This is a genomic window from Micromonospora sp. ALFpr18c (assembly GCF_008868155.1).
Classification (GTDB): domain Bacteria; phylum Actinomycetota; class Actinomycetes; order Mycobacteriales; family Micromonosporaceae; genus Micromonospora.
In genome coordinates this window covers 1-22,963 of sequence record NZ_WBKR01000099.1, presented here as the reverse complement: position 1 = coordinate 22,963, position 22,963 = coordinate 1, and the positions used below count along the sequence as shown (strand labels likewise).

17 protein-coding genes and 1 pseudogene are annotated in these 22,963 nt (G+C 71.5%); 13 read left to right on the top strand and 5 right to left on the bottom strand.

Annotation, left to right across the window (positions count from 1 at the left end; all coding sequences use genetic code 11):
* Positions 1 to 173: 173 nt before the first annotated feature.
* Together F8271_RS18320 and F8271_RS18315 are read right to left on the bottom strand one after the other, a co-directional pair.
* Positions 174 to 374 carry a DUF397 domain-containing protein gene (locus tag F8271_RS18320; protein ID WP_151490987.1) on the bottom strand — a complete coding sequence of 67 codons (201 nt, stop codon included), beginning with the start codon at positions 372 to 374 and terminating at the stop codon, positions 174 to 176.
* A complete protein-coding gene (locus F8271_RS18315) occupies positions 367 to 1,245 on the bottom strand; it encodes a helix-turn-helix transcriptional regulator (protein ID WP_192580348.1) in 879 nt (292 codons plus the stop codon). The genes F8271_RS18320 and F8271_RS18315 overlap by 8 nt, the downstream gene beginning before the upstream one ends.
* 364 nt (positions 1,246 to 1,609) lie before the next feature.
* Here F8271_RS18315 and F8271_RS18310 point away from each other — a divergent pair, with 364 nt between their 5' ends.
* The 7 genes from F8271_RS18310 (at position 1,610) to F8271_RS18280 (ending at position 14,319) form a co-directional block, all read left to right on the top strand.
* A complete protein-coding gene (locus F8271_RS18310) occupies positions 1,610 to 1,924 on the top strand; it encodes a DivIVA domain-containing protein (RefSeq protein ID WP_151490985.1) in 315 nt (104 codons plus the stop codon).
* Positions 1,921 to 2,178 (top strand): hypothetical protein, encoded by a 258-nt coding sequence (locus F8271_RS18305; RefSeq protein WP_151490984.1) that lies wholly within the window; start codon positions 1,921 to 1,923, stop codon positions 2,176 to 2,178. Before F8271_RS18310 ends, F8271_RS18305 begins: the two co-directional genes overlap by 4 nt.
* On the top strand, positions 2,175 to 4,217 hold the full coding sequence (locus F8271_RS18300) for a hypothetical protein (RefSeq protein ID WP_151490983.1): 2,043 nt from the start codon (positions 2,175 to 2,177) through the stop codon (positions 4,215 to 4,217). Before F8271_RS18305 ends, F8271_RS18300 begins: the two co-directional genes overlap by 4 nt.
* A 117-nt stretch (positions 4,218 to 4,334) precedes the next feature.
* Complete coding sequence (locus F8271_RS18295; RefSeq protein WP_151490982.1) at positions 4,335 to 8,171, top strand: phage resistance protein; 3,837 nt, start codon at positions 4,335 to 4,337, stop codon at positions 8,169 to 8,171.
* A 43-nt stretch (positions 8,172 to 8,214) separates the two neighbouring features.
* Positions 8,215 to 10,917 carry a BREX-2 system phosphatase PglZ gene (gene pglZ / locus F8271_RS18290; RefSeq protein ID WP_151490981.1) on the top strand — a complete coding sequence of 901 codons (2,703 nt, stop codon included), beginning with the start codon at positions 8,215 to 8,217 and terminating at the stop codon, positions 10,915 to 10,917.
* Complete coding sequence (gene brxD / locus F8271_RS18285) at positions 10,914 to 12,218, top strand: BREX system ATP-binding protein BrxD (RefSeq protein WP_151490980.1); 1,305 nt, start codon at positions 10,914 to 10,916, stop codon at positions 12,216 to 12,218. The genes pglZ and brxD overlap by 4 nt, the downstream gene beginning before the upstream one ends.
* 1 nt (position 12,219) lies before the next feature.
* On the top strand, positions 12,220 to 14,319 hold the full coding sequence (locus tag F8271_RS18280) for a DEAD/DEAH box helicase (RefSeq protein WP_151490979.1): 2,100 nt from the start codon (positions 12,220 to 12,222) through the stop codon (positions 14,317 to 14,319).
* Between the two features lie 694 nt (positions 14,320 to 15,013).
* On the opposite strand, the gene F8271_RS18275 is transcribed toward F8271_RS18280, so the two are convergent.
* The gene (locus tag F8271_RS18275) at positions 15,014 to 15,868 is read right to left on the bottom strand and encodes an alpha/beta hydrolase (RefSeq protein WP_151490978.1); all 855 of its coding nucleotides are present in this window, start codon (positions 15,866 to 15,868) and stop codon (positions 15,014 to 15,016) included.
* Positions 15,869 to 15,880: 12 nt separating this feature from the next.
* Here F8271_RS18275 and F8271_RS18270 point away from each other — a divergent pair, with 12 nt between their 5' ends.
* Positions 15,881 to 16,174 (top strand): hypothetical protein, encoded by a 294-nt coding sequence (locus tag F8271_RS18270; protein WP_192580347.1) that lies wholly within the window; start codon positions 15,881 to 15,883, stop codon positions 16,172 to 16,174.
* Position 16,175: 1 nt separating this feature from the next.
* A complete protein-coding gene (locus F8271_RS18265; RefSeq protein ID WP_151490977.1) occupies positions 16,176 to 16,856 on the top strand; it encodes an ABC transporter permease in 681 nt (226 codons plus the stop codon).
* Between the two features lie 48 nt (positions 16,857 to 16,904).
* Here F8271_RS18265 and F8271_RS18260 read toward each other — a convergent pair whose 3' ends face one another.
* Positions 16,905 to 17,816 (bottom strand): L,D-transpeptidase, encoded by a 912-nt coding sequence (locus F8271_RS18260; protein ID WP_151490976.1) that lies wholly within the window; start codon positions 17,814 to 17,816, stop codon positions 16,905 to 16,907.
* Between the two features lie 188 nt (positions 17,817 to 18,004).
* Positions 18,005 to 18,286, bottom strand: a pseudogene (locus F8271_RS18255) (alpha-amylase family glycosyl hydrolase); the annotation flags it as partial.
* Positions 18,287 to 18,420: 134 nt separating this feature from the next.
* On the opposite strand from F8271_RS18255, the gene F8271_RS18250 reads away from it, so the two are divergent.
* From F8271_RS18250 to F8271_RS18235, 4 genes are all read left to right on the top strand, one after another.
* Positions 18,421 to 20,052 carry a ferric reductase-like transmembrane domain-containing protein gene (locus tag F8271_RS18250; RefSeq protein WP_151490975.1) on the top strand — a complete coding sequence of 544 codons (1,632 nt, stop codon included), beginning with the start codon at positions 18,421 to 18,423 and terminating at the stop codon, positions 20,050 to 20,052.
* The gene (locus tag F8271_RS18245; RefSeq protein ID WP_192580346.1) at positions 20,052 to 21,515 is read left to right on the top strand and encodes an NADH-quinone oxidoreductase subunit NuoF family protein; all 1,464 of its coding nucleotides are present in this window, start codon (positions 20,052 to 20,054) and stop codon (positions 21,513 to 21,515) included. The genes F8271_RS18250 and F8271_RS18245 overlap by 1 nt, the downstream gene beginning before the upstream one ends.
* A gap of 37 nt (positions 21,516 to 21,552) precedes the next feature.
* Positions 21,553 to 22,173, top strand: a complete 621-nt coding sequence (locus tag F8271_RS18240; RefSeq protein WP_151490973.1) for a redoxin domain-containing protein — start codon at positions 21,553 to 21,555, stop codon at positions 22,171 to 22,173.
* On the top strand, positions 22,170 to 22,963 hold a 794-nt coding region (locus tag F8271_RS18235; RefSeq protein ID WP_151490972.1), incomplete at its 3' end, for a cytochrome c biogenesis CcdA family protein. The genes F8271_RS18240 and F8271_RS18235, both read left to right, overlap by 4 nt.

Sequence of the window (22,963 nt, the reverse complement as noted above, 5' to 3'; positions counted from 1 at the left end):
TAGGGGCGGGAGGGGTGCCAACGAGCGTGATGACACACAGGCATCAATATGCCTCAGAGTCATCACGCTCAAAGTCATCATGCCGAGGTGGTCTGCTGGCCGAGTTGGCGTCGCTGGCTGGGCAAACGTGTCGAGGGGATGCCGGCAGGCGGCATCCCCTCAAGAAATTGGCGTCAGTTGCCGAACGTCTCCTGCTTGACGGAGGCGACGAAGGTCGACCAGGCGGTTGGGCCGAACGTCAGCACCGGGCCGGTCGGGTCCTTGCTGTCGCGCAGCCCGACGACGCCGGTCAGGTTGTCGGCGACCTCGACGCATTCGCCGCCGCTGTTGCTTCGGCTCGACTTGCGCCAGACGGCATCGGTCAGGTCAGGCACGGGAGAACTCCTCTGCGACTTCGTGGATCAGGGTCTTGGAGCGGGACTCGTTGAGGGCTTTGGCGGTCATGTCGGCCCAGATCGTGTTGTAGACGGCTGTCTCGTGCGGCTTGTCGAGATAGATCGCGCCGGTCGCTGCTTCCAGGTACGCCACCGGTGGCTCCACGTCCTTGTCACGGTTGTCTCGGGGGAACTCAAGGATCGAGAAGGCCCCGGCCGTCATCCCGGCATGCAGACCGGCAGAAAAAGTCAGCACGCGGACGGTTACGTTCGGTAGTTCCATGGCCTTCAGGATCTGGTGAAGTTGTTCAGCCATGATCGTGGCACTGCCAACCGGCCGGCGCAGCACGCCCTCGTTGATTATTACGCTGAGTTTCGGGGCTGAGAACCGAGTAAGCAGGGTCTGTCGTTCGACCCGAAGCTGGATGGCGCGCTGCTGCTCCTCCTTGTCGCTGGCGTCGATCGCGCTGGTTGGCAGCTTGAACACCTGCTCGGCGTAGGCGCGGGTCTGGAATAGACCGGGGACCAGTTCGGCTTGGTACTGCCGAATGGTGGCTGCCGAGTCTTCGAGCCCGATGTAGAGCTGGAACCAGCGTGGCAGGCCGGAGCCGATGTAGTCGTGCCACCAGTTCTTGTTCTCCCGGGTGGCTGCCGTCATGGCGAGCAGCAGCTCGGAATCCTCGTCGGACGCACCGTAAAGGTCGAGCATCTGCCGTACATCGGCCTGTCGGAAGCGGACGTGCTCTGCACCGTTCTCAATCCGGTGCATGGTTGCTCGCGCGCGGTCCAGCCGCTCGGCAGCTTGCTCCATGGTCAGCCCGGCTGCCTTACGCAGCGCCTCCAGCTTGCGCCCGATCTGCCGGCGCAACATGGTCGAGCCGGTTACTGACTGTGACACGGCGTTTCCTCCATCGATCGCGATCCGTAGGCAGTCGCTCGACCAATTGAAGCGCCCCAGTGTCTCATAAGCAATAGACACGCTACAGGCAGTGCATTCGTGCGGCCACCTCGCGATTGAGTCAGGGCGATTGCGATGTTGCAATTCGATCGCGTCACTGTTTCACTGCCTCTACGGCCACTGTGGAGTTCTAGCAGCTCAACGGCCAGGAAGCGCCCTGCTGTCGTACTGCTGGTCGTGGCTGCGGTGGCAGGTGCCGGGGTGGGTCCGTCGGTGCCGGCGGATCGGCGGGCCCACTCGTTCACAGGTCTATCTCGACGGTGAGAGGCAGGTCGTCATGCGCGTCTTCTTCCGGCATACCGGGCGTCGGCAGCGGTCGGTCCACGGGCCGACCAGCTACCGGTCTGCGGCCTACCACCCGTTGCGGCCGTGGCAGGTACGCGAGAAGCAGTTTCGCCCGACCCCGCTCGGTCGGCGCGGCGTCGAGCCCGGTGAGGTGCAGGAATTCCTCGACCGGGTCGCCGGTGACCTGGCGGTCGTCTATGACGCGCTCGCACAGAGCCGTCGGGAGACCGAGCGGGTCAAGGAAGCGCTGCGCCAGTGGCAGTCGGCGCAGGCACGCGCCCGCAACGAGCGGAGCCAGGGCCGATGAGCGATCGCTGGGTCATCCACCTGCCGGTGGTCGCCGGCGACCTGCCCACCGCGCAGCGGCTTGCCCGGGTGGTCGCGCACTGGGCGCACGTCCTGCCGCAACTCGACCCGGCGGGCACCACCGTGTCGGCCGAGGACGACCAGAACGTACGCCACTGGGTCTTCTGCGACCGCAAGCTGCCCGAGGGCCGGCGCTGCCTGCTGCGGGCCGACCACGACGGTGCCTGCTCCCGGCGGGCGGTGCGCCGGCGATGACCGGCGTACCCGTGATCACCTGCCCGGACTGTGGCGGGCTCACCTTCGAGGTCCAGCGGTGTCACTGCACCAGCGGTGGCGACCGGCTGCTCGTCGAGTGGGACGCCCAGGCTGACCAGCCCTACGCCGACTGCCAACTCTGCGGCGGCGACGGCAGCGTCGCGGTGCCCTGCCGGGCCTGCGCGCAGAGTGGTCGGCGGCGGGCCGAGCTGGTGCTGACCGTGGTCAACCTCGACACCGGGCTCGCCGCGTCCCGGCGGTTGCGGGCCGGCGGTCTCCCGCCGCAGCGCGATGCGGACGGCAGGTGGCAGGTGCCGTTGGCGCCGATCGTGTGGGAGTTGGCCGGCGGCGTAGGTGCCCGCAGCCTGCGCGACCGCTGGCACCTCGACGGCGAACTCCGACATTCGACGCTCTGGCTGCCCCGGGGGTGGCGACCCGACCTGCCCGCCACGCAGCGGCACGCCATCGAGGCCGAGGTGCTGGCCGGGTACGACAGCGACCCGTGGCGAGTCTTCGTCGGGCGGTCCACCGACAAGCCGCCGACGCCGGACCCGGGGCGTCACCTGGGTCAGCTCTGCGCGCTGGCCGACCTGCTGCACCTGGACCTCGTCGTGGAGGTCCGTCGGTGCTACGGCGAGGCCACCTGGGACCTCCGCTACGAGTTGCCCGGCGGGGAAGTGCCGATCGAAGCTCAGGCGAGGGGTGTGGACCTGCCCGCCGCCGTCACCGCCACCACGGTCAACACCGCGATGCGTCGGCTCGACGAGCGGGGGCGCAGTGTGCCCGCGTACACCGTGCGGCTGGCCTCCGGCGAGCCGGCCGGGCCGGTGGCGACCGACCTTGACCTGGTGGAACGCCGGCTTCTGTCCGATTTCTCCATGGACGTGCCCGGCGCGCAGGCGATCTGGCGCAACGGCCGGTGGTGGCACACCCGACTGCGCGACGGCGGCGGCGTGGAGATGCTGCACGAACGGAACACCGGTCAGGTCTCCCGGCGCGAGGTGACCACCCTGCTGCGGGCCTGGGAACCACCCGACCCGGACTGGTGGGGCGAGCCGGTCGACTGGCACGAATGCCCCGACTGCCGGCCGGACAGCCGGTTGCGCCGCTGCCACTGCCGGGTCGGCTCCACGGCTGCCGACCCGGACTGCCCCCGCTGCGCCGGCGCCGGGATGGCGCCCTCGGCGCTGGCCTGCCACACCTGCCTGGACAGCCGCCGGGTCTACTCCGCCTTGACCGTGACGGTCACCGACCTGTCCCGCGCCGTGCACGCGCTGTGGCGCCCGGCCGCCGGCGAGCCGGCGACGCTGGTCGCCACCCAACCCGGCGGCAAACCCGTCTACCAGCTGCGCGACCACTACCGGGTCGCGCGTCTCGCGGCCATCTTCGGGGTACGCCCACCGGACCTCATCCCCGTCGGCGACGTGCTGGGCCACGGGCTCGACCAGAACCTCTGCGACGGCACCGTCACCGTTGACGGCCCGGGGATGGACCCGGCCGGCTGCTACGTCTCCTCGGCCGCGCGGGGACGCCCCGGTGCCCGGCTGATCGTGCTGGCCCGGGTGCCGGACGCACCGCCGCTGGTCGACCTGATCCGGCTGGCCCTCGGGCTCGATCTGGCCCTGGCGGTCAGCGTCTGCGACTACCGGCTCAACGAGGCAGACCCGCTGCTCGTGCACGGTGACTGGTGGGGGGTGCAGATCGTCCGCGCCGACGCACCCGTCGAGTCGGATCCGGCGCTGTCGCGGTCCCTGGAAGCAGCCATCGCCGTTTGCCTCGAATACCTGGAGAACGCCCTACTCGCTGCCGTACCCCGGGACCCGGAGCAGCCGGTGCCCGCACCCGGGCTCGCCGACCCGCCGGTCGTCGCCGACCCGACGGTGCTGCTCAGCCGGCTCGGGCAGCACTACGCCGGCCAGGTCATCACCGCCCGCCTCACGCGGGCTGGGTGTCAGCTCTGGTTGGCCGAGCGGGACGGTGTCCGCCCGCTCGCCCGAGCCGCCACGGTCGCGGACGCGGTCGCCGCCCTGCGCCTGTGACGCGTTCGCCTCGTCCGGGCTACGCCCGGCGGCTGGGATGAGCGCTGGTCACGCCTTAGGATCGGCGGGTTGCCGGTGATGCCGGCGGCACGGGGAGCGGCGGTGCGAGGAGCGGTGATGACCCTGTTACGGGACGTGATCGAGATTCCGACGTCGGTCGGTGACGGCGACTTCGTCGTCCGCGCCGCTGAGGGCGCGGACCTGCGCCGGTACGTCGTCACCGACCAACTCCGGGACAACTTCGCCGAGGCGCTGCGCCGCATCGGCCACGCCGTCACCACCGGACGCTCGCAGGCGATGTTCCTGCACGGGTCGTTCGGCTCCGGCAAGTCGCACTTCATGGCTGTGCTGCGGGAGATACTCCAGCACAACCCGGCAGCGCGGGAGGTGCGCGGCCTGGCCGAGCCCGTCCTCGCCGCCGACCCCTGGCTGCGCGACCGGAAACTACTCACCCTCACCTTCCACATGCTCGACGCGCGTTCGGTGGAGCAGGCGATCCTGGAGGGCTACCTCAACCAGATCACCGTTCTGCACCCGGAAGCGCCCGTTCCTGCCGTACACCGGTCGGACGCGCTGCTCGACGACGCCGCGCGGCTGCGCGACCGGATGGGCGACGAGGCGTTCTTCGCGGCGCTGCACGACGGCGGCGGCGCTCCCGCCGCGGCCGGCGGCGGCCTCGCCGCGCACATCGCGCGGGCCGCCGGCTGGACCCCGGAGATGTACGCCGCGGCGGCGGCCGCGCCGCCCGGCACCGAGCAGCGGGACCGGCTGGTCAGCGCACTGACCAGCACGTTCTTCACCGGTGCCGTCCGCAGCGGGGAATACCTCGACCTGGACACCGGCCTCGCGGTGATCACCCGGCATGCCAAATCCCTCGGGTACGACGCGATGGTGCTCTTCCTCGACGAGCTGATCCTGTGGCTCTCCACCAAGATCAGCGACCACGTCTTCGTCAACACCGAGGGCGCCAAGCTCAACAAGCTCATCGAGTCCGCCGACGCGACCCGGCCGTTGCCGCTGATCTCGTTCGTGGCCCGGCAGCGCAACCTGGAGGACTTCCTCGGCCCCCAGGTCGGCGGCACCGAACGGGAAGCCCTCGCGCACGTCATGCGCAGCGTCCAGGGCCGATTCGGTGAGATCGCCCTCGCCGACACGAACCTGCCCGAGATCACTGAGAAGCGGCTCCTCAAGCCGCTGACCGATGAGGGGCGGGCGGTGCTCGACAACGCCTTCGCCGCCGTCAAGGGCAACCGCGAGGTGTGGGACGCGCTGCTGCTCGGCGCCCAGTATGGTGACGCCGGCATCGGCTCCGACGCCGCCGCGTTCCGCAAGCTCTATCCGTTCTCGCCGGCGCTGGTCGCCACCCTGGTCGCGCTGTCGCAGGCCTTGCAGCGGGAACGTACCGCGCTGAAGGTGATGACCGAGCTGCTCGTCGACCGCCGGGACACTCTCCAGGTCAACGACCTGATCGGGGTGGCGGCGCTCTTCGACCCTCTCGTCCTGCACGGTGAGCTGCCCGACCGGCCCAAGCTCAAGCAGCTCTTCCAGGCCGCCCGCACGCTGTACGTGCAGAAGCTGCGGCCGATCCTGCTCAACCTCAACAGCATCGGCGAGGAGCAGGCGGCCACCCACCAGCAGTTCCAGCTCGACGACAAGCTGATCAAGACGCTGCTGCTCGGTGCGCTGGTGCCCGAGGTGCCGGCCCTGCACAGCCTCACCGCCGCCAAGCTGCACGCGCTCAACTTCGGCTCGATCACCTCGCCGATCCCCGGCTACGAGCGGCAGATCGTGCTCAACCGGCTCAACCGGGTCGCCGACAGCGCCGGTGAGCTGCACCTGACCACGACCCCCGACCCGGTCGTCACCCTCAAGCTGCACACCGTCGACTACGACAAGCTGCTCGACCTGGTCCGCGAGGACGAGGCCAACAACACCGGCGTCCGGCAGCAGCTCATTCGGGAGCTGGTCAGCGCCGAGATGGGCATCGCCGGCAGCGAGGGCCAGCTCGGCGAACTGCTCCACTCCCGGGCCTGGCGTGGCCGGTCGCACACCATCCAGGTCAAGTTCGGCAACGTCCGCGACCCCGACACGATGCCGGTCTCCGCGCTGATTGCCACCGGCGACGCATGGCGGATCGTCATCGACTACCCGTTCGACCCGCAGGGCTACGAGCGCAGCGCCGACCGCGCCCGGATCGAGCGCCTGGAGCGGGGCTCGAAGACGGTCTTCTGGCTGCCGTTCTATCTCACCGACGAACTGTTGGGTAAGGTCGGTCAGCTCGCGAAGATCAACTATCTGCTCGGCAACGGCACCGGCGACCGGCTCAACTCGCTCGCCGCCGACTGGCCCCTCGCCGACCGGCAGCAGGGCCGGGTCTACCTCCAACAGCGGCAGACCCAGCTGCGCGGCACGCTGATCAGCGCCCTCATGCAGGCGTACGGGTCGGCAACCTCCCGCGGCTCCGACGTGCAGGACGACACCATCGGTGTGTTCCACACCCTCGCCGAAGGTCTGCACGTCGGCGACCCCCGCGGCGGCACCCTGACCGAGGCGTTCACCAACCTCACCGGCGAACTTCTGGCCTGGTCCTACCCGGGCCGCCCGGCCATGCCGGACGACGAGAAGCCCGTCACCCGCAGCGAGATGGCGAAAATCATCGAGTACGCCAGGCAGGCCGCCGCCGACCCCGCCCGGGGTGTCAGCGTGCCCAACCCGGCCGACCAGCGCATCCTCCGGCGCGTCTGCAACAACCTGCGCCTGGGCGAGCTGATCGATGGCCGGTACGTGCTGAACATGACCACCTGCCACTGGAGTAAGCACCTGCTCCAGGCCGCCGCCAACGAGGGTTACACCGACCACTTCCCGGTGCACGTGCTGCGTCGGCTCATCGACGAGCCCGCCGCGTTCGGCTTCGACCGGGACCTGCAAAACCTGATCATTCTGGTCTTCGGCCTGGAGCAGCAGCTCGCCTGGTACCAACACAGCGGCAAGATCGATGTCACGAACGTTGCCGCCGTTCGGGACGGTGAGATGGAGCTGCGGCACCCGCCGATGCCCGACGAACAGGCCTGGAACGCGGCGGTCCTCCGGGGTGCCGCGCTCTTCGGCGGCGTGCTGCCCGCCTGGCGGACGCCCGCCAACCTGGGCGAACTGGCCGGCACGCTGCGTCGGGCGGCGGGCGCGCGGCAGAAGCCCGCCGGTGACCTCGTGCAGGCCCTCGAAGCCCACGCCGACGTGCTGGGGCTCGACAGGTCGGCGCTCACGGGTCGGCTCGCCACCGCCCGGCGGGCGGCCCGGCTCGTGACCGACCTGGCCGTCGAGCGCGACGATGTGGTGCTGGTCGAGACGTTGGCGCGCGCCGACCTCGGCGACGTCGACGACCAGGCCGTCGGCGAGGTGCTCAGCCAGGCGGGAGACATCACCAAGGCGTTGGCCCAGGGCCACCAGTGGCCCCTGCTCCAGGCGATCGCCGCCCGCGCCGGCCACGACGACCGGGCACGAGTGATCATCGAGCAGTTGCAGAGCGTCGGCCGGCACGAACAGCACGGACAGGACCTGGTCGATGCCCTCCAATCGGCCTCCGCGGCATCTGCGGCGCTCCTCGCCGCCGACCAGCCGAAACAGCCGACCACGCCGGCGAGTGGCAGCGATGCCACCGTGAACGGCGCCGGCGTGACCCCGAGCGCCACCGGTTCGGTTCCGGGTGTCGCGGGCGCGTCGGTGCCGACCCAGCAGCCTGGTCGGACCCCCGGAACGGCGGCGCCGCCCGGCGCAGGCAGCGTCGAGGTAGGGGGCGCGAGGTCGACGTCTGTGCCGGGTGGCAGCGGGTCGGTCGGCGTTGCTGCCCGGCGGCACGAGGTCAGCGACGTGGCCAGCTGGGAGAAGATCGCCGCCGAGATCGCGGCCGAGGTTGCCGCAGGACGGCGCGTCACGGTCAGTTGGGAGACCCAATGACCGGGACGCGCACCTCTGCCCCGCGTCGCGCGGGGACGCAGTCGTGAGCGCGCCCGTCGCCGCGGCCCAGCCGGACGCAGTCCGCCGCAAGATCGAAGCGTGGCTGGCGGAAAACGACCGCGCGGAGACCATCGCGCTGACCGCCCGACCCGAGTGGTCGGCCGAACCGGTGCTCACCATCGGCGACACCCAGGTCCGGGTGGTCCCATGTCCCACTCCGCTGGCCGCCCGCGCAGCCCTGCACGACCGGCCCGACGGTGAGCGGCTGGTGCTGCTCACCGAGCTGACGGACAGCGAGTTGGGCGACGGGCTCCTCGCCCACCTCAGCAAGCAGACCGTCCGCAAGATCGACCCGTGGGATCTGGTCCGGCAGATGTTCGGCGGGGTGAACGCCCTCGACCCCACTCTGGTCCGGGTCGGCCGCTGGGTCGCCAACGCCCTCACCGACCACACCCCGGCGGACGGGTGGCCCGCCCCACCCGGCGCGATCCTCACCCGTGACCACGCGTTGCGCAGCCTCACCTCGGAACTGCTCGATCTGCCGCCCGCCGAACTGGACAACAGCGGGTTGGTGCAGTGGAGCACCGACGCCCGCCGGCAACTGCGCTTCACCACGCTGCCGGACGCCGTCGCCGACGGCATCACCACGTACCTGACCGGGACCGCCGGCCGTGCTGCCGTTCCGGTCATGGCCGCCGTCCGGGCCGGGCACGGGGTCGACGTCATCGCGCTGGGGCTCCTGGCCGGGCTGCTCTGGCCCGCCCCCACCGAGAAGGTCGCCGAGGTGGAGGCGGCGGTCGGCCGTACCCGCCTGGAACCCCGGTTCGGTGGCCTTCGGCTCACGTCACACCAGGCCAAGGCGCTGCACGAGGCGGCAGAGGCGTGGGTCTACCGGACTGTCGACTCCGGGCCCACCGGACGAGACGAGGCGATGCGGATGCTGCGGCGGGCGGAAACGATCGCCGCCGACGTCGGCATCACCGGTCTGCTCGGGGCGTCGGCCGTCCTGCCCAGCGGCTTCGTCCAACGGCTGCGTGCCTTCGCCGACGCCGTACGGCTCGCCGTGCCAGCCGGAACCACGGCACTGCCCGCCGCCGTTGCCCGCGCGCAGTCGGCACTTGCCACCGTAGAGGCACACCGGGCCGCCGATCCCCGCCGAGTGGAGACCGCCCGGATGGCCGTACGCCTGCTGCGCTGGCTGCACACCACCGACGGTCCCGCACCGGCCACCCTGCTCGACGCGTTGCACCGGCAGGTCCGCCAGGACGGCTGGGTGGACCGGGCGCGGCTCGACGTCTTCGCCGGCGACCCCGACCAACAGGTCGCCGAGGCGTACCGCCTGTTGCACCATGCTGTCGACGTGCGCCGATCCCGCCACGACCAGCAGTTCGCTACGCTGCTCGCCGCCGCGACGAGCGCCGAAACCGAGCCCGGCGCGCTGCTGCGCGTCGAGGACGTGCTCGACCGTGTCGTCCAGCCGGTCCTCGACCACGGCCGCCGGGTGCTGCTGCTCGTCATGGACGGCATGGGTGTCGCCGCCGCCACCGAGCTGGCCGAGTCGGTCACCCGGACCGGCGCCTGGGTCGAGCTCAGCCTTGACGGCGGGCCGCGGACCGGGGCGCTGGCGGCACTGCCGACCGTCACCGAGGCCAGCCGATGCAGCCTGCTGAGCGGACGGATCGCCGCAGGCCGTCAACAGGCCGAACGGAAGGCATTCCAGGAACGCTTTCCCACCGGCCGACTGCTGCACAAAGCCGCATTACGGGCCGGTGCCGGGGCAGCCCTGGATCCCGAGGTGCTCGCGGCCCTTGACGACCCGTCGATCCCGTTGGTCGCCGCCGTCGTCAACACGATCGACGACGCGCTGGACCGCAGCGAACCGGGCACCACCGTCTGGGGGGACGACACCATCACCGCCGTCGGCGACCTGCTTACCTCTGCGGCGGACCGGGTGGTCATCCTCGTCTCCGACCATGGCCATGTCGTGGACCGAGGCCCAGACGGGGTCACCCTGCCCAGCGGTAGCGGCGAAAACCGGTGGCGTCCGCCGACCGAAGCGGCCGGAGACTCCGAGGTGGCCATCACCGGCAGCCGGGTGGCGCTCGGAGGCGGTTCCGTTGTCCTGCCCTGGCGGGAAGACGTGCGCTACGGGCCGCGTAAAGCGGGCTACCACGGCGGCGCTTCCCCCGCCGAAGCGGTCATCCCGCTGCTCGTGCTGAGCGCCGGCGACGACCTCGCCGTACCCGGGTGGGCGGGCGCGCCGGTGGCCAGCCCCGACTGGTGGCGCGAACCGCTGCCGGAGACGCCACCGGCGTCGGCCCACCCGACGCAGGCGACCCGACGTCGTGCACGTCGGCCCGTCGAAGAGCAGCCGACCGGTCTCTTCGACCTCGCGCCAACAGGTGCGGCTGCCGTTTCTCAGCCCGAGCCCGCCGCGCCTGACCTCGTGACGGCACTGCTCGCCAGCGACCACTATGCACAGCGGCGAGACCCCCGCCTGCCGCTGGCCGACGAACGGGTCGCCGCGCTGCTGGGCACACTGATCGCCAGTGGTGACCGGGCGACCCTGGACACTCTCGCCGCCCGATCCGGCGTACCAGCACACCGGATCAACGGCACGGTCACCGCGTTGCGCCGGCTCCTCCAAGTCGAGGGCTACCCGGTGATCACCGTCGACGCGGACGGCCGGACCGTCCACCTCAACCGCAAGCTGCTGATTGAGCAATTCGAGCTGGAGCAGCGGTGACGGTGGAGATTTCCGTTCGTCGCCGCCGGGACATCATCGACGCGCTACGCCGGGGTGCCGTCCCGAGCAACGGGCTCGACGCGCTCGCGGTCGGGCTCGACCGGTTCACCGCCGCACTGGACGACGACCTCGCGCGGGTCGCCGACGGCGGCAGTGTCTTCAAGGCAGTCCGGGGCGAGTACGGCGCTGGCAAGACCTTCTTCACCAGATGGCTGGCCGAGCGCGCCAAGCGGCGAGGATTCGCCGCCGCGGAAGTTCAGATCTCGGAGCTGGAGACGCCCCTGCACCGGATGGAGACCGTCTACCGACGGCTGGTCGAACACCTCAGCACGGAACAGTTCATGCCGAGTGCGTTCCGTCCCGTCCTCGATGGTTGGATCTTCGCGTTGGAGGAGGACGTGCTCGCCGCCGGTACGGTCGCGGAGGACGACGCGCCGGGGCTCGACCGTGCGGTGAACGACCTGTTGGAGCGCCGGCTGGGCGACATTTCCCGCAGCACGCCGGGCTTTGCTGCGGCTCTGCGCGGTTATCGGGCTGCCAGCGCTGCCGGTGACCACCTCACCGCCGACGGGCTGGCGGCATGGCTCGGTGGTCAGCCGCACGTCGCGGCCTCCGCCCGGCGCGCTGCCGGGGTCAAGGGTGACCTCGACCATTACGGCGCGCTGAGCTTCCTGCAGGGTCTGTTGACCGTTCTGCGCGACAGTGGGCACCATGGGCTGCTGCTGGTGCTCGACGAGGTCGAGACCCTGCAACGGGTGCGCTCCGACGCCCGGGACAAAGCGCTGAACGCTCTCCGACAGCTCATCGACGAGATTCATGCTGAACGATTCCCGGGCCTGCTGTTGGTGATCACCGGAACACCCGCGTTCTTCGACGGTCCGCAGGGCGTTCAACGCCTGCCACCTCTTGCGCAACGGCTCGCCACCGACCTTGGCCCCGACCCGCGCTGGGACAACCCCCGGGCCACCCAGCTCCGACTGCCCGGCTTCACCATCGACGCTCTGGTGGAGCTCGGCACCAGGGTCCGAGACATCTACGCCAGCGCCCAGGTCAACGCGCGGGTCGACGACGAATACCTGGCCACCCTGGCCCGCGCCGTGACCGGCGCCCTGGGCGGGGAGGTCGGAGTGGCACCCCGCGTCTACCTCAAGAAGCTCGTCGCGGACGTCTTCGATCGGGTGGACCAGTTCGCCGACTGGGAACCGCGGCGGCACTACGCGCTGACGGTGCGAGCCGACGAGCTGACCGAGGTGGAACGCAATGCCGCCGCTCGGGCCGACGACATCGAACTGACGATCTGACATGCTGCCCGACCTGGATCCGGTCGTGGTGCACCACGTGGTCAACACCCTCGGCTGGCGGGATCTCCGCCCCCTGCAGCGGGCTGCGGTTGAGCCGGTGCGCGGCGGTCAGGACGCCCTCCTGCTGGCACCGACGGCAGGAGGAAAAACCGAGGCGGTGATGTTTCCACTGCTGTCCCGAATGGCTGAGCACCAGTGGACCGGCACGTCCGTTCTCTACCTCGCCCCGCTCAAGGCACTGCTCAACAACCTGCAACCCCGGCTGGAACAGTACGCCGGGTGGCTCGGACGGCGGGTGGCCCGGTGGCACGGGGACGTCGGCGCATCACAGCGGCGGGCGGTGCTCTTCGAGCGGCCGGACGTCCTGTTGACCACCCCTGAGTCACTGGAAGCCATGCTGGTCAGCGTCAACGTCGATCACCGACAGTTCTTCGCCGGCCTGCACGCGGTCGTCGTCGACGAAGTGCACGCGTTCGCCGGAGACGACCGGGGCTGGCACCTGCTGGCCGTCCTGGAGCGACTGACCCGGGTGGCCGGCCGACCGCTGCAACGGATCGGCCTTTCCGCGACCGTCGGGAACCCGAACGAACTGCTCGCCTGGCTCCAGGGCGCCGGTGGTGGCAACCGCCCGGCCCGGGTGGTGGCGCCCGACGTGGCCCAAACCGTTGGTCGTCCGCCGCCTGGCGAGATCGAGTTGGACTACGTGGGATCACTTGTCAACGCCGCTGCCGTGATCGCACGCCTGCACCAGGGCGAAAAGCGCCTCGTCTTCTGCGAATCCCGGCAGACCGTGGAGGAGTTGGGGCAGCTACTGCGGGCACAGGGGGTCACGACGTTCCTCTCCCACGCGTCCCTCTCCGTCGACGAGCGTCATCGGGCGGAGCAGGCATTCACCGAGTCCCGGGACTGCGTCATAGTCTCGACCAGCACTCTCGAACTCGGTATCGACGTCGGCGACCTGGACCGCGTGATCCAGATCGATTCGCCAGCCACTGTGGCATCCTTCCTGCAACGGCTCGGGCGCACCGGTCGTCGTCCTGGAAGCAGTCGAAACTGCCTGTTTCTGACAACCGGCGGTCAGCCCCTCGTGCAGGCGGCCGCTCTTCTCCTGCTCTGGTCACGTGGATGGGTGGAGCCGGTCACCGCGCCTCCGGAGCCTCGACACATCGTCGCTCAGCAGCTGCTCGCGCTCTGCCTGCAGGAGCATCGGATCGGGGACGAGACCTGGGCCCACGCCTGGAACGGGTTCGGCCCGTTCGGCGAGACCGCCCGGCCGATCGTGCGACACCTGGTCGAGCACGGCTACCTGGAGCAGGACGACGGCATGCTCTTTATCGGACCCGCGGCCGAAGCACGGTTCGGTCGTCGTCACTTCATGGAGATGACGGCCGTCTTCACCGGGCCGCCGGAGTTCACCGTCCTCCTGGGGCGCAGTGAGCTGGGCCGGATCGACCCCAGCCTGCTCACCGAGGAGGTTCAAGGTGAGCGCCGGCTGTTGCTGGGCGGCCGGAGCTGGCGGGTCACGTACATTGACTGGCGCCGGCGGCGATGTTTTGTCGAACCCACCGATGGTGGGGGACGCGCCCGTTGGTCGGGCACCGGCTGGGCGTACCGCGGTTACCAGCTCTCTCAGGGGATGCGGGAGGTGCTGCTGGGAACGGACCCGCCGGTCGCGCTGACCCGCCGCGCGCTGACCCGACTCGGGCAGGAGCGCGAGGACAAACTTCACCTCGTGCACCCAGGTGGCACTGTCATCCTCCGCGAGGACAACGGCGACCTTCGCTGGTGGACCTGGGCGGGTTTCCGCGCGAACGCGACGTTGACCGCGACCCTCGGCGAGGTCGTCGACCCGGTGGAACGATTCGACGGCAACAGCATCCGGCTGCGGGAGAATGTCACGCCCGCCAGCTGGCGGACGCTCACCGCCGACGCCGCCACCCGACTCTGCCTGCCGGAGATCAACGGTAAGGCTCTCGACGGTCTCAAGTTCGGGGCGGCGCTGCCCAGGCGCATGGCGACCGCGACCCTCGCCGCGCGCCTGGCCGACCTGGACGCGGCCGCTCTGGTGTTGAACGAACCTGCCCGCTTCGTCATTGTCTGATGTGGCGTGGTCTGCGGCGGGGGGCTTCGCTGGCGATCGTTGCCTCCCGGGGCAGGGCCGCCGCCCGCAGCGCCCAGTCCAGCGCGTAGTCCCCGATCTTCTCCCAGTCTTTTCTGCGTACCAACCCAGATCTGGCGCCGGGGCGTTTGGGTAGACTTCAAAGTCTATAATGGTCGCCTGCCGGACAATACCGCGTCGTCCGCAAGATTCTGCTGAATCTCCTTGACCTGAAAAGCGGGCTGCAATACGTATATGTGGACGGCGTTCTGGTCAAAAACTTTTGACCAGAACGCCGTCGTGTTCGTTGTTTAGCCTGTGGTTGCGATGACTGAGGACGCCTTGCCTGCGGGTCGCCTTCCCGGTCTTCACGACCGATTGCGCCTTCGGCCAGTCGCTATTTGCTCTGCTCGACCTCGATGGCGGGGCTCATCGGCATCGAGTGCCGTCCGCAGCCCGGCCACGGGCGTCGGAGGGCGGTATGACGTACAGGAATATTTATTCCTGTACGTCATACCGCTCAACGGAGGTGCTACGTCGAGGCGGCCTGCCAGCCGAGCGGCGAACAGGCTGGGCAGAAACGGCGAGGGATGCCGGTAACCCTGATCACCGAGGGCGGACCTGCGCCGCTATCGCGTTACGACCAACTCCGGGACGACGTCCCCGAGCCGCCGCGCCGGATCACGCACGCTGCTGTTCACCGCCGAGGGGTCTCGCTGGCGATGGTGGCCTCCCGGGGTAGCGCCGCCGCCCGCAGCGCCCAGTCCAGCGCGTAGTCGGCGATCTTCTCCCAGCCGGCCTGCCCGACGGTGAAGTGCGACCGGTCGGGAAACTCCTCGTACGCGGTGAGCGCCCGAGACTTCTGGTAGAGCCCCGCGTTCGCGCGTACCACCGACGCCGGTACCACGTGGTCCTGCCCGCCGGCCAGCAGCAGCAGCGGCGCCCGGTCGACGCGTCCGGTGTCGACGCGGGCGGGTGAGCGCGGGTCGACGTTGGCGAACGCGCCCTCGAAGAACACCCGGCCCGCGCCGGGGACCGCGTAGCGCTGATAGGCCCGGTCGGACTCCTCGCGGCTGAGCGTGTTGCCGAAGGTGTAGGCGAAGTCGTCCGGGGTGAACGGGACGGCCCTGCCGCGGTTGGCGGGGCTGCGCAGGATCGGGAAGCCGGAGCGCAACTGACTCAGCGGCACCTTGAGCACCCCCTTGATCGCCGCCGGGTGCACCCCCACCACCGCCGCGCCGAGGCCCCGGTCGGCGAGAACCTGGGCGAACAGTCCGCCGAACGAGTGGCCCATGATGATCGGCGGTCGGGGGAGCGCCCGGATGATCCGGTCGTAGTGGGCGACGATCGTGGCCATGCCCTGCTGGGCGATCGGGGTGGGGTCGTCGCGCAACTGCTCCACGGACCGGTCCATGCCGGGCCAGGCCGGGGCGATGACGTGCATGCCGCGTTCGGTGAACCGTTCGGCCCACCCCTCCCAACTGCGCGGGGTCATCCAGAGCCCGTGGATCAGCACGACCGTGTCGACCTGGCCCTGCGGCGTGGCACCCATCGCGTCCTCCCGGTGTCGCGGCGTCCGGCGGCGCGCTTACCCGCTGCCGCGCTCGGAATTCCTCCCGCGGCCGCCGGCCGTACCGTGCGGGCCACCCTGCCCGGCGCGGACCACGCCGCGCTCGCCGCGCTGCCCGGCGTGGACGCCGTGGAGGTACGCGGCGACAGCATGCTGGTACGCACCGGCGACTCCGACGCGATCGCCCGGCACCTGCTCACCCGGACCGTCGCCCGGGACGTGGAGATCACCTCCCGCAACCTCGAGGACGCCTTCCTCGCCCTGACCACCGAGCGCATCGGAGCCTGAGATGTCCACCCCCGTCGCCACCCGCACCGACCGCCCCGCCCAGCCCGACCGCCGGCTGCCCGCTCTGGGCGGCTTCGCCCCGGCCGTCCTCGGCATCGAGCTGCGCCGGGTGCTGCGCAACCGCCGTACCCTCGCCTTCACGCTGATCATGCCGGGCGTCTTCTTCCTCATCTTCGGTCTGCCGCAGCGGGGGCAGACCCTGGACAACGGCCGGCCCGTGACGGCGTACGTCATGATCAGCCTCGCCGTGTACGCGGCGATGGTGGCGACGACCAGCGCGGGTGGCGCGGTCGCCACCGAGCGGGCGTTGGGCTGGAGCCGGCAGCTACGGCTCACCCCGCTGCGGCCGACCGCGTACGTGGCGACGAAGGTCGCCACCGCGATGACCCTCGGCCTGATCGCGGTCGTCATCGAGTTCGTGGTGGGCGCCGCGGCCGGCGTCCGCCTCCCGCTGGACGTCTGGCTGCTGGCCGGGCTGGCCGCGTGGATCGGCTCGCTGGTGTTCGCCGCGTTCGGCCTGTTCATCGGCTACCTGGTGCCGGCCGAGAACGTCATGCAGTTCATCGGACCGCTGACCGGCGACGGCGTGAGCATGGCCGGGGTGGCCAACATGGTCTTCTGGACCCTGGCCTTCGGTGTCGGCGCGATCCGGCTGTTCCGCCGGGACACCGCCCGGGTCTGACCGGTCCGACCGCTAGCGTGAACCCGATGGACCTCCCGACGGCTCCGCTCAGGCGGTCGGCGGCGGCGTGGGCAGCTGGTCGACCACCACCAGGCTGCTGCCGGGGCGCACCTCGGCGAGCAGTTCCCGTTGGCCGCTGCGGGTGACCCGGATGCAGCCGTTGGTGGTGTTCTCGCCCAGGTCGTCGTCGTTGTACCAGGTGTGCAGGCCGATGTGCGCGCCGCGCAGCCCGGTCGGCACCGCCTCGGGGTCGTCGGGCACCGAGCCGAGGGCGTAGATGTCCACCCCGCCGTAGACCTCCTCCGGTGGCGGCGTGCGGCCCAGGATGAAGGTGCGGCCCAGCGGGGTCTCCTGCCCCTCCTGGCCGAGGCTGGTCTGCCACGAGCGCACCGCCTTGCCGGCCCGGTACCAGGTCAGCCGGTGGGCCTTGCGTTCCACCACGATCTGGTCGCGCAGCGCCACCGTGGCGAACCCGCCGGGCGGCAACCAGGCGAGCATCCGGTTGGCCGAGGGCAACAGGACGGCCGTCCATCCGACCCGCTTCTGGGCGACCGGCACGGTCAGCTCGACACCGGCGAGCGTCGGTTCGAGGAAGGCCAGCGGACGTCCACCGGGCGCGTCGTACGCGGCGATCCGGCGGGTCGGGTGCACGCCCTCGGTCAGCGGCGTGGTGTCCATGGTGGCCGGATCGGCGGGGAACCCCTTCGGCGCGGGGTCGTAGTCGATCACCGGCAGCCCGTCCGGGGCGGGCGCGGCCGGCGGGATCGACTCCTGCGGGCTCTGCTCGACACTGCTCGGCGTCGGGTCGGCGGCCACCACGCGCCGGTCGTCGGGGGCCGTCGCGCGCGGGGTGAGAGCCTGGCCGACCAGCAGCGCGACGACCAGCAGCACGGGTACGGCGATGGCGGCGGCGATCCAGCGAGGGCGACGGCGGTACGGAGACATTCGGTCAAACGGCACCAAACCACTTTATGGTGGCGGATGGTTCGGGGCCCCCGGTTCGGCGATACCCGCCGGCCGGGAGCCCCGGTCGATCAGACCCGCGCGCCGAGGTGGATGGCCACGGCGTCGTGCGCCGGCACGTTGGCGGCGAACCACCCGTTACCGTCCACCGTGATCACCGGCCAGCGGTGCTCGCACTCCCAGCCCGAGTAGATGCCCGGGTAGTCGTAGTGCGCGTACGACGAGCCGGCCCAGCCGGTGCCGCCGCTGTCCTGACCGGACATGTGGTTGATCACCGCGTCGACGATGACCTTGACCCCGGCGGCGTGGCAGGTGTTCACCATCGACTGGAACTGGGCCCGGGTGCCCTTGCGGGACTCGATCCGGTAGCTGACCGGCTGGTACGCCAGCCACCACTGGTTGCCCCGCACATGCTCCTGCGGGGGTGAGACCTGGACGTAGCCGTAGCCCTTCGGGCCGAGGACGCACGCCGACCCCACCTGGTTCGATCGCGGCCCATAAATTTTCGCCGACGGATGATCCGCCAACCTCGCCGGTCCGTACTGGATGGGGGAGCAGGGGTCGGCCGGTGGTACGCCGCCGCGAGACGATCGAGGAGTAGATGGCCCGGGCACAGCAGAACCAGAAGGCGGCCACCGTCCGGACCAGCGAGAGCAGTCGGGGGGTACGCACCCGATCGCGGTCCGCGACCGCCGCGTTGATCGCGTCGGCACTCGCCGCGCTCTGGGCGGCGACCATGCTGACCGGCGCCGGCCAGGCGGCGTACGCGTACGGCTTCTTCTTCACCGAGTTCTTCGCCGGGGTGATCGCCCTGGTGGCGTTGAGCCTCACCGTGATGCTCGGCCTGCTCGCCACCGACCGGCTGGTGCTGCGCATCTCGCACCGGGTGCTGATGCAGTCGGCGCACCGGGCCACCGGCGTGCTCGGCGTGGCCGGGCTGGTCTTCCACGTCCTCACGAAGATCGCCACCGGGCGGGCTGCGGCCACCGACGCCCTGGTGCCGTTCGTCGGCGGTAGGGGACTCTACGTCGGGCTCGGCACGGTGGCCGCCCTGCTGATGGTCAGCGTGATCTGGACCGGCATCATCCGGGCCCGCTTCGCCGGTGTCGGTCCGAAGTGGCTGTGGCGCGCGCTGCACTCCACCGCGTACCTGTCCTGGCCGTTCGCTGTGTTCCACGGCCTCAACGCCGGTCGGGCCGCGGCCTCCTGGGTGGTCCTCAGCTATCTCGGCTGCATCCTGCTGGTCGTGCTGGCGCTGCTGGTGCGGCTGTCGGTCACCATCGGCCGGCGCAGCCGCGAGCAGCACCAGGCCGCGGTGCGCAACAAGGTCATGGCCGGCCGGGCCGACGAGGAGAGCCGCGGCCGGTCGCTGCTCGCCGGGCTGGGACGACGCCGCGACTCCACCGAGGACAAGCGTCCGGCCTGGGCGGAGGCCACCACCGCCAGGTGGACCGCGCCGGCCGGCACCGCGCGGCGCGACCCCGACCGGTTCACCGTCCCGGTGGTGCCCGAGCCCGGCTCGCTCGTCGAGCCCGCCCGGCCCAGCCGCCGCCGACGCGAGGAGGAACCGGCGGCCCGCCGCGACACCGTACGGTCCACGCGTGACCGGCGCGACGAGGCGGAGCCGACCACCCGCCGGTCCACCCGCCGCGGCACCGAGGAGACCGTCACCCGTCGACGCGACGAGGAGGAACTGGAGCCGGTGACCCGGCGACGCGGGTCGCGCACCCGCGAGCGGGACGAGGAGACGGCCCCGACCCGGCGGCGACGCGCCGAGGAGCCGGCCGCCGAGCGGACCGGCCGACGGTCCCGCTCCGAGGACGACGGCACCCGCTACTCGGCGCCTCCGCAGCGGAGCGTCGACGAGCCCGAGGAGCCGTGGGACAGTCCGCGCCGGTGGCAGGCCGCCGAGCCGATCTCGGCCGGCCCGGTCTCCGCCGAGCCGATCTCGGCCGGCCCGATCTCCGCCGGCCCGATCTCGGCGGCGCCGCGCAGCGGCAGCGGTCGGCACAGCGCCGAGGACGACCTGCCGGAGGAGCCGGACTACTGGCGTCCGCCGGCCCGGTACGTGCCGGACGAGGTGGCACCACCCGCCGACGACACCCCGACCCTGGTCGACCTGGCGTCGCGGCGCGCGCGACGGGCCGAGGGCCGGTCCGCCAAGCGCCGCAAGGCCAACGCGGACGCGGTGGACGGCGCGTACTGGGCGGGGCTGCGGGGTGAGGCCAAGTGATGCGGACGGCCGTGCCCCCGGTTGCCTGTGTCGGCGAGCCACGCCTGACCGCCGGCTTCGCCGAGTTCGGCCGGCTCGACCTGGCCGCGCACGAGGAGGTGCACGGGCCGATCGGGCCGATGGAGCCGGCGCAGTTGCTCCGACTCGCCGAGGGCATGCAGCTCAAGGGCAAGGGCGGGGCGGGCTTCCCGTTCGCCCGCAAGCTGCGCGCCGTGCTGGAGTCCTGCGAGCGGCAGGACCTCGCCGCCGTGGTGGTGGTCAACGCCAGCGAGGGGGAGCCGGCCAGCTGGAAGGACAAGGTGCTGCTGACCCGCGCCCCGCACCTGATCCTCGACGGCGCGGCGCTGGCCGCGTACGCGCTGGACGCCGAGGAGATCGTGATCGGCGTCGCCGACGACGGCGTGGGCCGGGACTCGCTGATGGAGGCCCTGGCGGAGCGCCGGATGCCGGTGCAGACCACCATCGTCACCGTGCCGCACCGGTTCATCTCCGGCGAGGGTGGCGCACTCGTCAACGGCATCAACGGGCTGCCGCACATCCCGCCGGGCACCAAGAAGCGCTCCAGCGACTCCGGCGTCGGCGGCCTGCCCACCCTGCTGTCCAACGCCGAGACGTACGCCCAGCTCGCCGTCGGTGCGCGACTCGGCCCGTACGAGTACGCGGCGCTCGGCACCGACGACGAGCCGGGCACCGTGCTGCTCACCGTGACCGGCGCGGCGGCCCGCCCCGCGGTCGTGGAGTGCACCGCCGGCATGCCACTGCGTGACGTCCTCGACCTGTGCGAGGTCCCGGACGTCCAGGGCATCCTGATGGGCGGCTACCACGGCAAGTGGATCACCCCGGAGGCGGCGGAGAAGGCCGAGGTGTCCCGCAGGGGCCTCGCCGCGGTCGGCGGCGCCCTCGGCGCGGGCATCATCATCCCGATCGGAGTCGACACCTGCCCGCTCGGCGAGGCCGCCCAGGTGGTGCGTTACCTGGCCGGCGAGTCCGCCGGCCAGTGCGGACCGTGCAAGATGGGCCTGCCCGACCTGGCCCGCGCGGTGGACCTGGCCGTCGCCGGCAGCCAACCGGCGGACGTGGTGCGGGCCGCCGCCGGCGAGGTGAAGGGCCGGGGCGCGTGCAGCCATCCGGACGGCACCGCCCGGTTCGCCCTCTCCGCCATCGAGGTCTTCACCGAGGACCTGCGGCTGCACAGCACCGGCGACGGCTGCGGCCGGCGGGTCAAGGGCGTCATGGGGCTGCCCGGCGCACCCGACCCCAACCCGCAGAAACTCACCCTGGACTGGTCGCGCTGCGACGGCCACGGGCTCTGCGCGCACGTGGTGCCCGACTTCATCCGGCTCGACGGCAACGGATACCCGGCCTTCCCGCCCACCCCGGTGCCGACGTGGCTGCGCGAGGGCGCGCTCAAGGCGGTGAAGGTCTGCCCGGAGCTGGCGCTGCGCCTCGCCAAGGCCGAGTAGGAACGGCACCACTCACCCCTGTCGAACGGAGAAGCTGATGCGGTTGCGGATCGGGCGAACAGGGGCGAGCGCCGCCACCGCCGGGGCGTTCCTCGCCGCCCTGCTCGCCGTGGCCTCCTGCACGGGACCGGTGCCGCCCGACGCGGTCGCCGCCGGCGCCACGCCGAATCCGACCGGCACCCCTGCGGCCGGCCCGAGCGGCACCCCTGCGGCCGGCCCGACCGGTTCACCGTCGGCGATGCCGGCCCGGGTGCCGGACACCCTGCGCTTCACCGGGACCACCCTCACCGGCGCCGCGTTCGACGCGGCGAACCTCGCCGGCCGGCCCGTCGTGCTGTGGTTCTGGGCGCCCTGGTGCGCCACCTGCGCCAGCCAGGCGTGGACGGTGGCCGAGATCGCGCCCCGGTACCGGGACACCGTGCCGATCATCGGCGTCGCCGGGCTGGGCGAGCAGCGGGCCATGAAGGAGTTCGTCACCGAGTTCGACCTCGCCGGGACACCGCAGATCGACGACCGTAAGGGCGCGCTCTGGAAGCGGTTCACGGTGACCGAACAGAGCACCTTCGTGATCATCGACCGGGACGGCAGGGTCGTCCACCAGGGCTTCCTGGACGGTGAAGCGCTCACCGCCCGCGTCGGCGCGCTGGCCGGGGCGTGACCGCCGCACTGCTGCTCGCGCTGACCGCCGGCATGCTCGGCGCGGTCAACCCGTGCGGCTTCGCGTTGCTGCCCGCGTACCTCTCGCTGTTGGTCGCCGGCGCGTCGGACACCCGCGGCGCGGTCGGCCGCGCGCTCACCGCGGCGGCCGGGCTGACCGTGGGGTACGTGCTGGTCTTCGGCGCCTTCGGCCTGGCGCTCGCGCCGCTCGCCGGCTGGCTGCGGCCCCGGCTGCCGTGGTTGACCGTGACGCTGGGGGTGCTGCTGCTGGTGGCCGGCTGCTGGCTGCTCGCCGGACGGCGACTGCCTTCCCCCGGCTGGTCGGCCCGGGCACCTCGGCTGACCCGGTCCTGGCCGTCGATGGCGCTGTTCGGCGCGGTGTACGCCCTCGCCTCGCTCGGCTGCGCCATCGCGCCGTTCCTGGCCATCGTGGTGACCAGCCTCCAGGCCGGCTCGACCGGGCGGGGGCTGGCTCTGTTCGGGGCGTACGCCCTCGGGATGGGGTTGGTGGTCGCGGTCGCCGCGCTCGGTGTGGCGCTGCTGCGCGACGGTCTGGTGGCCCGGCTGCGGGTCGCCGGCGCCCTGGTGCCCCGCCTCAGCGGCCTGGTCCTGCTGCTCGCCGGCGGCTACGTCGCCTGGTACGGCTGGTACGAGCTGCGCCTGGCCGCCGGCCGCCGCGACGCCCTCCAGGACCCGGTCATCCGGGCGGCGTCCCAGGTCCAACGAACCCTGGCCGACGCCCTGGATGCCGTAGGCCCAGCGCTCCTCCTGACCGCCCTGACCGCCCTACT

Excerpts from the sequence above, each read along its gene's own strand:
- F8271_RS18315 (WP_192580348.1), bottom strand. The coding sequence starts at position 1,245 with ATGTTGCGCCGGCAGATCGGGCGCAAGCTGGAGGCGCTGCGTAAGGCA.
- F8271_RS18305 (WP_151490984.1), top strand. The coding sequence starts at position 1,921 with ATGAGCGATCGCTGGGTCATCCACCTGCCGGTGGTCGCCGGCGACCTG.
- F8271_RS18265 (WP_151490977.1), top strand. The coding sequence starts at position 16,176 with ATGTCCACCCCCGTCGCCACCCGCACCGACCGCCCCGCCCAGCCCGAC.
- F8271_RS18275 (WP_151490978.1), bottom strand. The coding sequence starts at position 15,868 with ATGGGTGCCACGCCGCAGGGCCAGGTCGACACGGTCGTGCTGATCCAC.
- F8271_RS18250 (WP_151490975.1), top strand. The coding sequence starts at position 18,421 with ATGGCCCGGGCACAGCAGAACCAGAAGGCGGCCACCGTCCGGACCAGC.
- F8271_RS18295 (WP_151490982.1), top strand. The coding sequence starts at position 4,335 with ATGACCCTGTTACGGGACGTGATCGAGATTCCGACGTCGGTCGGTGAC.
- F8271_RS18240 (WP_151490973.1), top strand. The coding sequence starts at position 21,553 with ATGCGGTTGCGGATCGGGCGAACAGGGGCGAGCGCCGCCACCGCCGGG.
- F8271_RS18280 (WP_151490979.1), top strand. The coding sequence starts at position 12,220 with ATGCTGCCCGACCTGGATCCGGTCGTGGTGCACCACGTGGTCAACACC.
- F8271_RS18310 (WP_151490985.1), top strand. The coding sequence starts at position 1,610 with ATGCGCGTCTTCTTCCGGCATACCGGGCGTCGGCAGCGGTCGGTCCAC.
- F8271_RS18300 (WP_151490983.1), top strand. The coding sequence starts at position 2,175 with ATGACCGGCGTACCCGTGATCACCTGCCCGGACTGTGGCGGGCTCACC.
- F8271_RS18245 (WP_192580346.1), top strand. The coding sequence starts at position 20,052 with ATGCGGACGGCCGTGCCCCCGGTTGCCTGTGTCGGCGAGCCACGCCTG.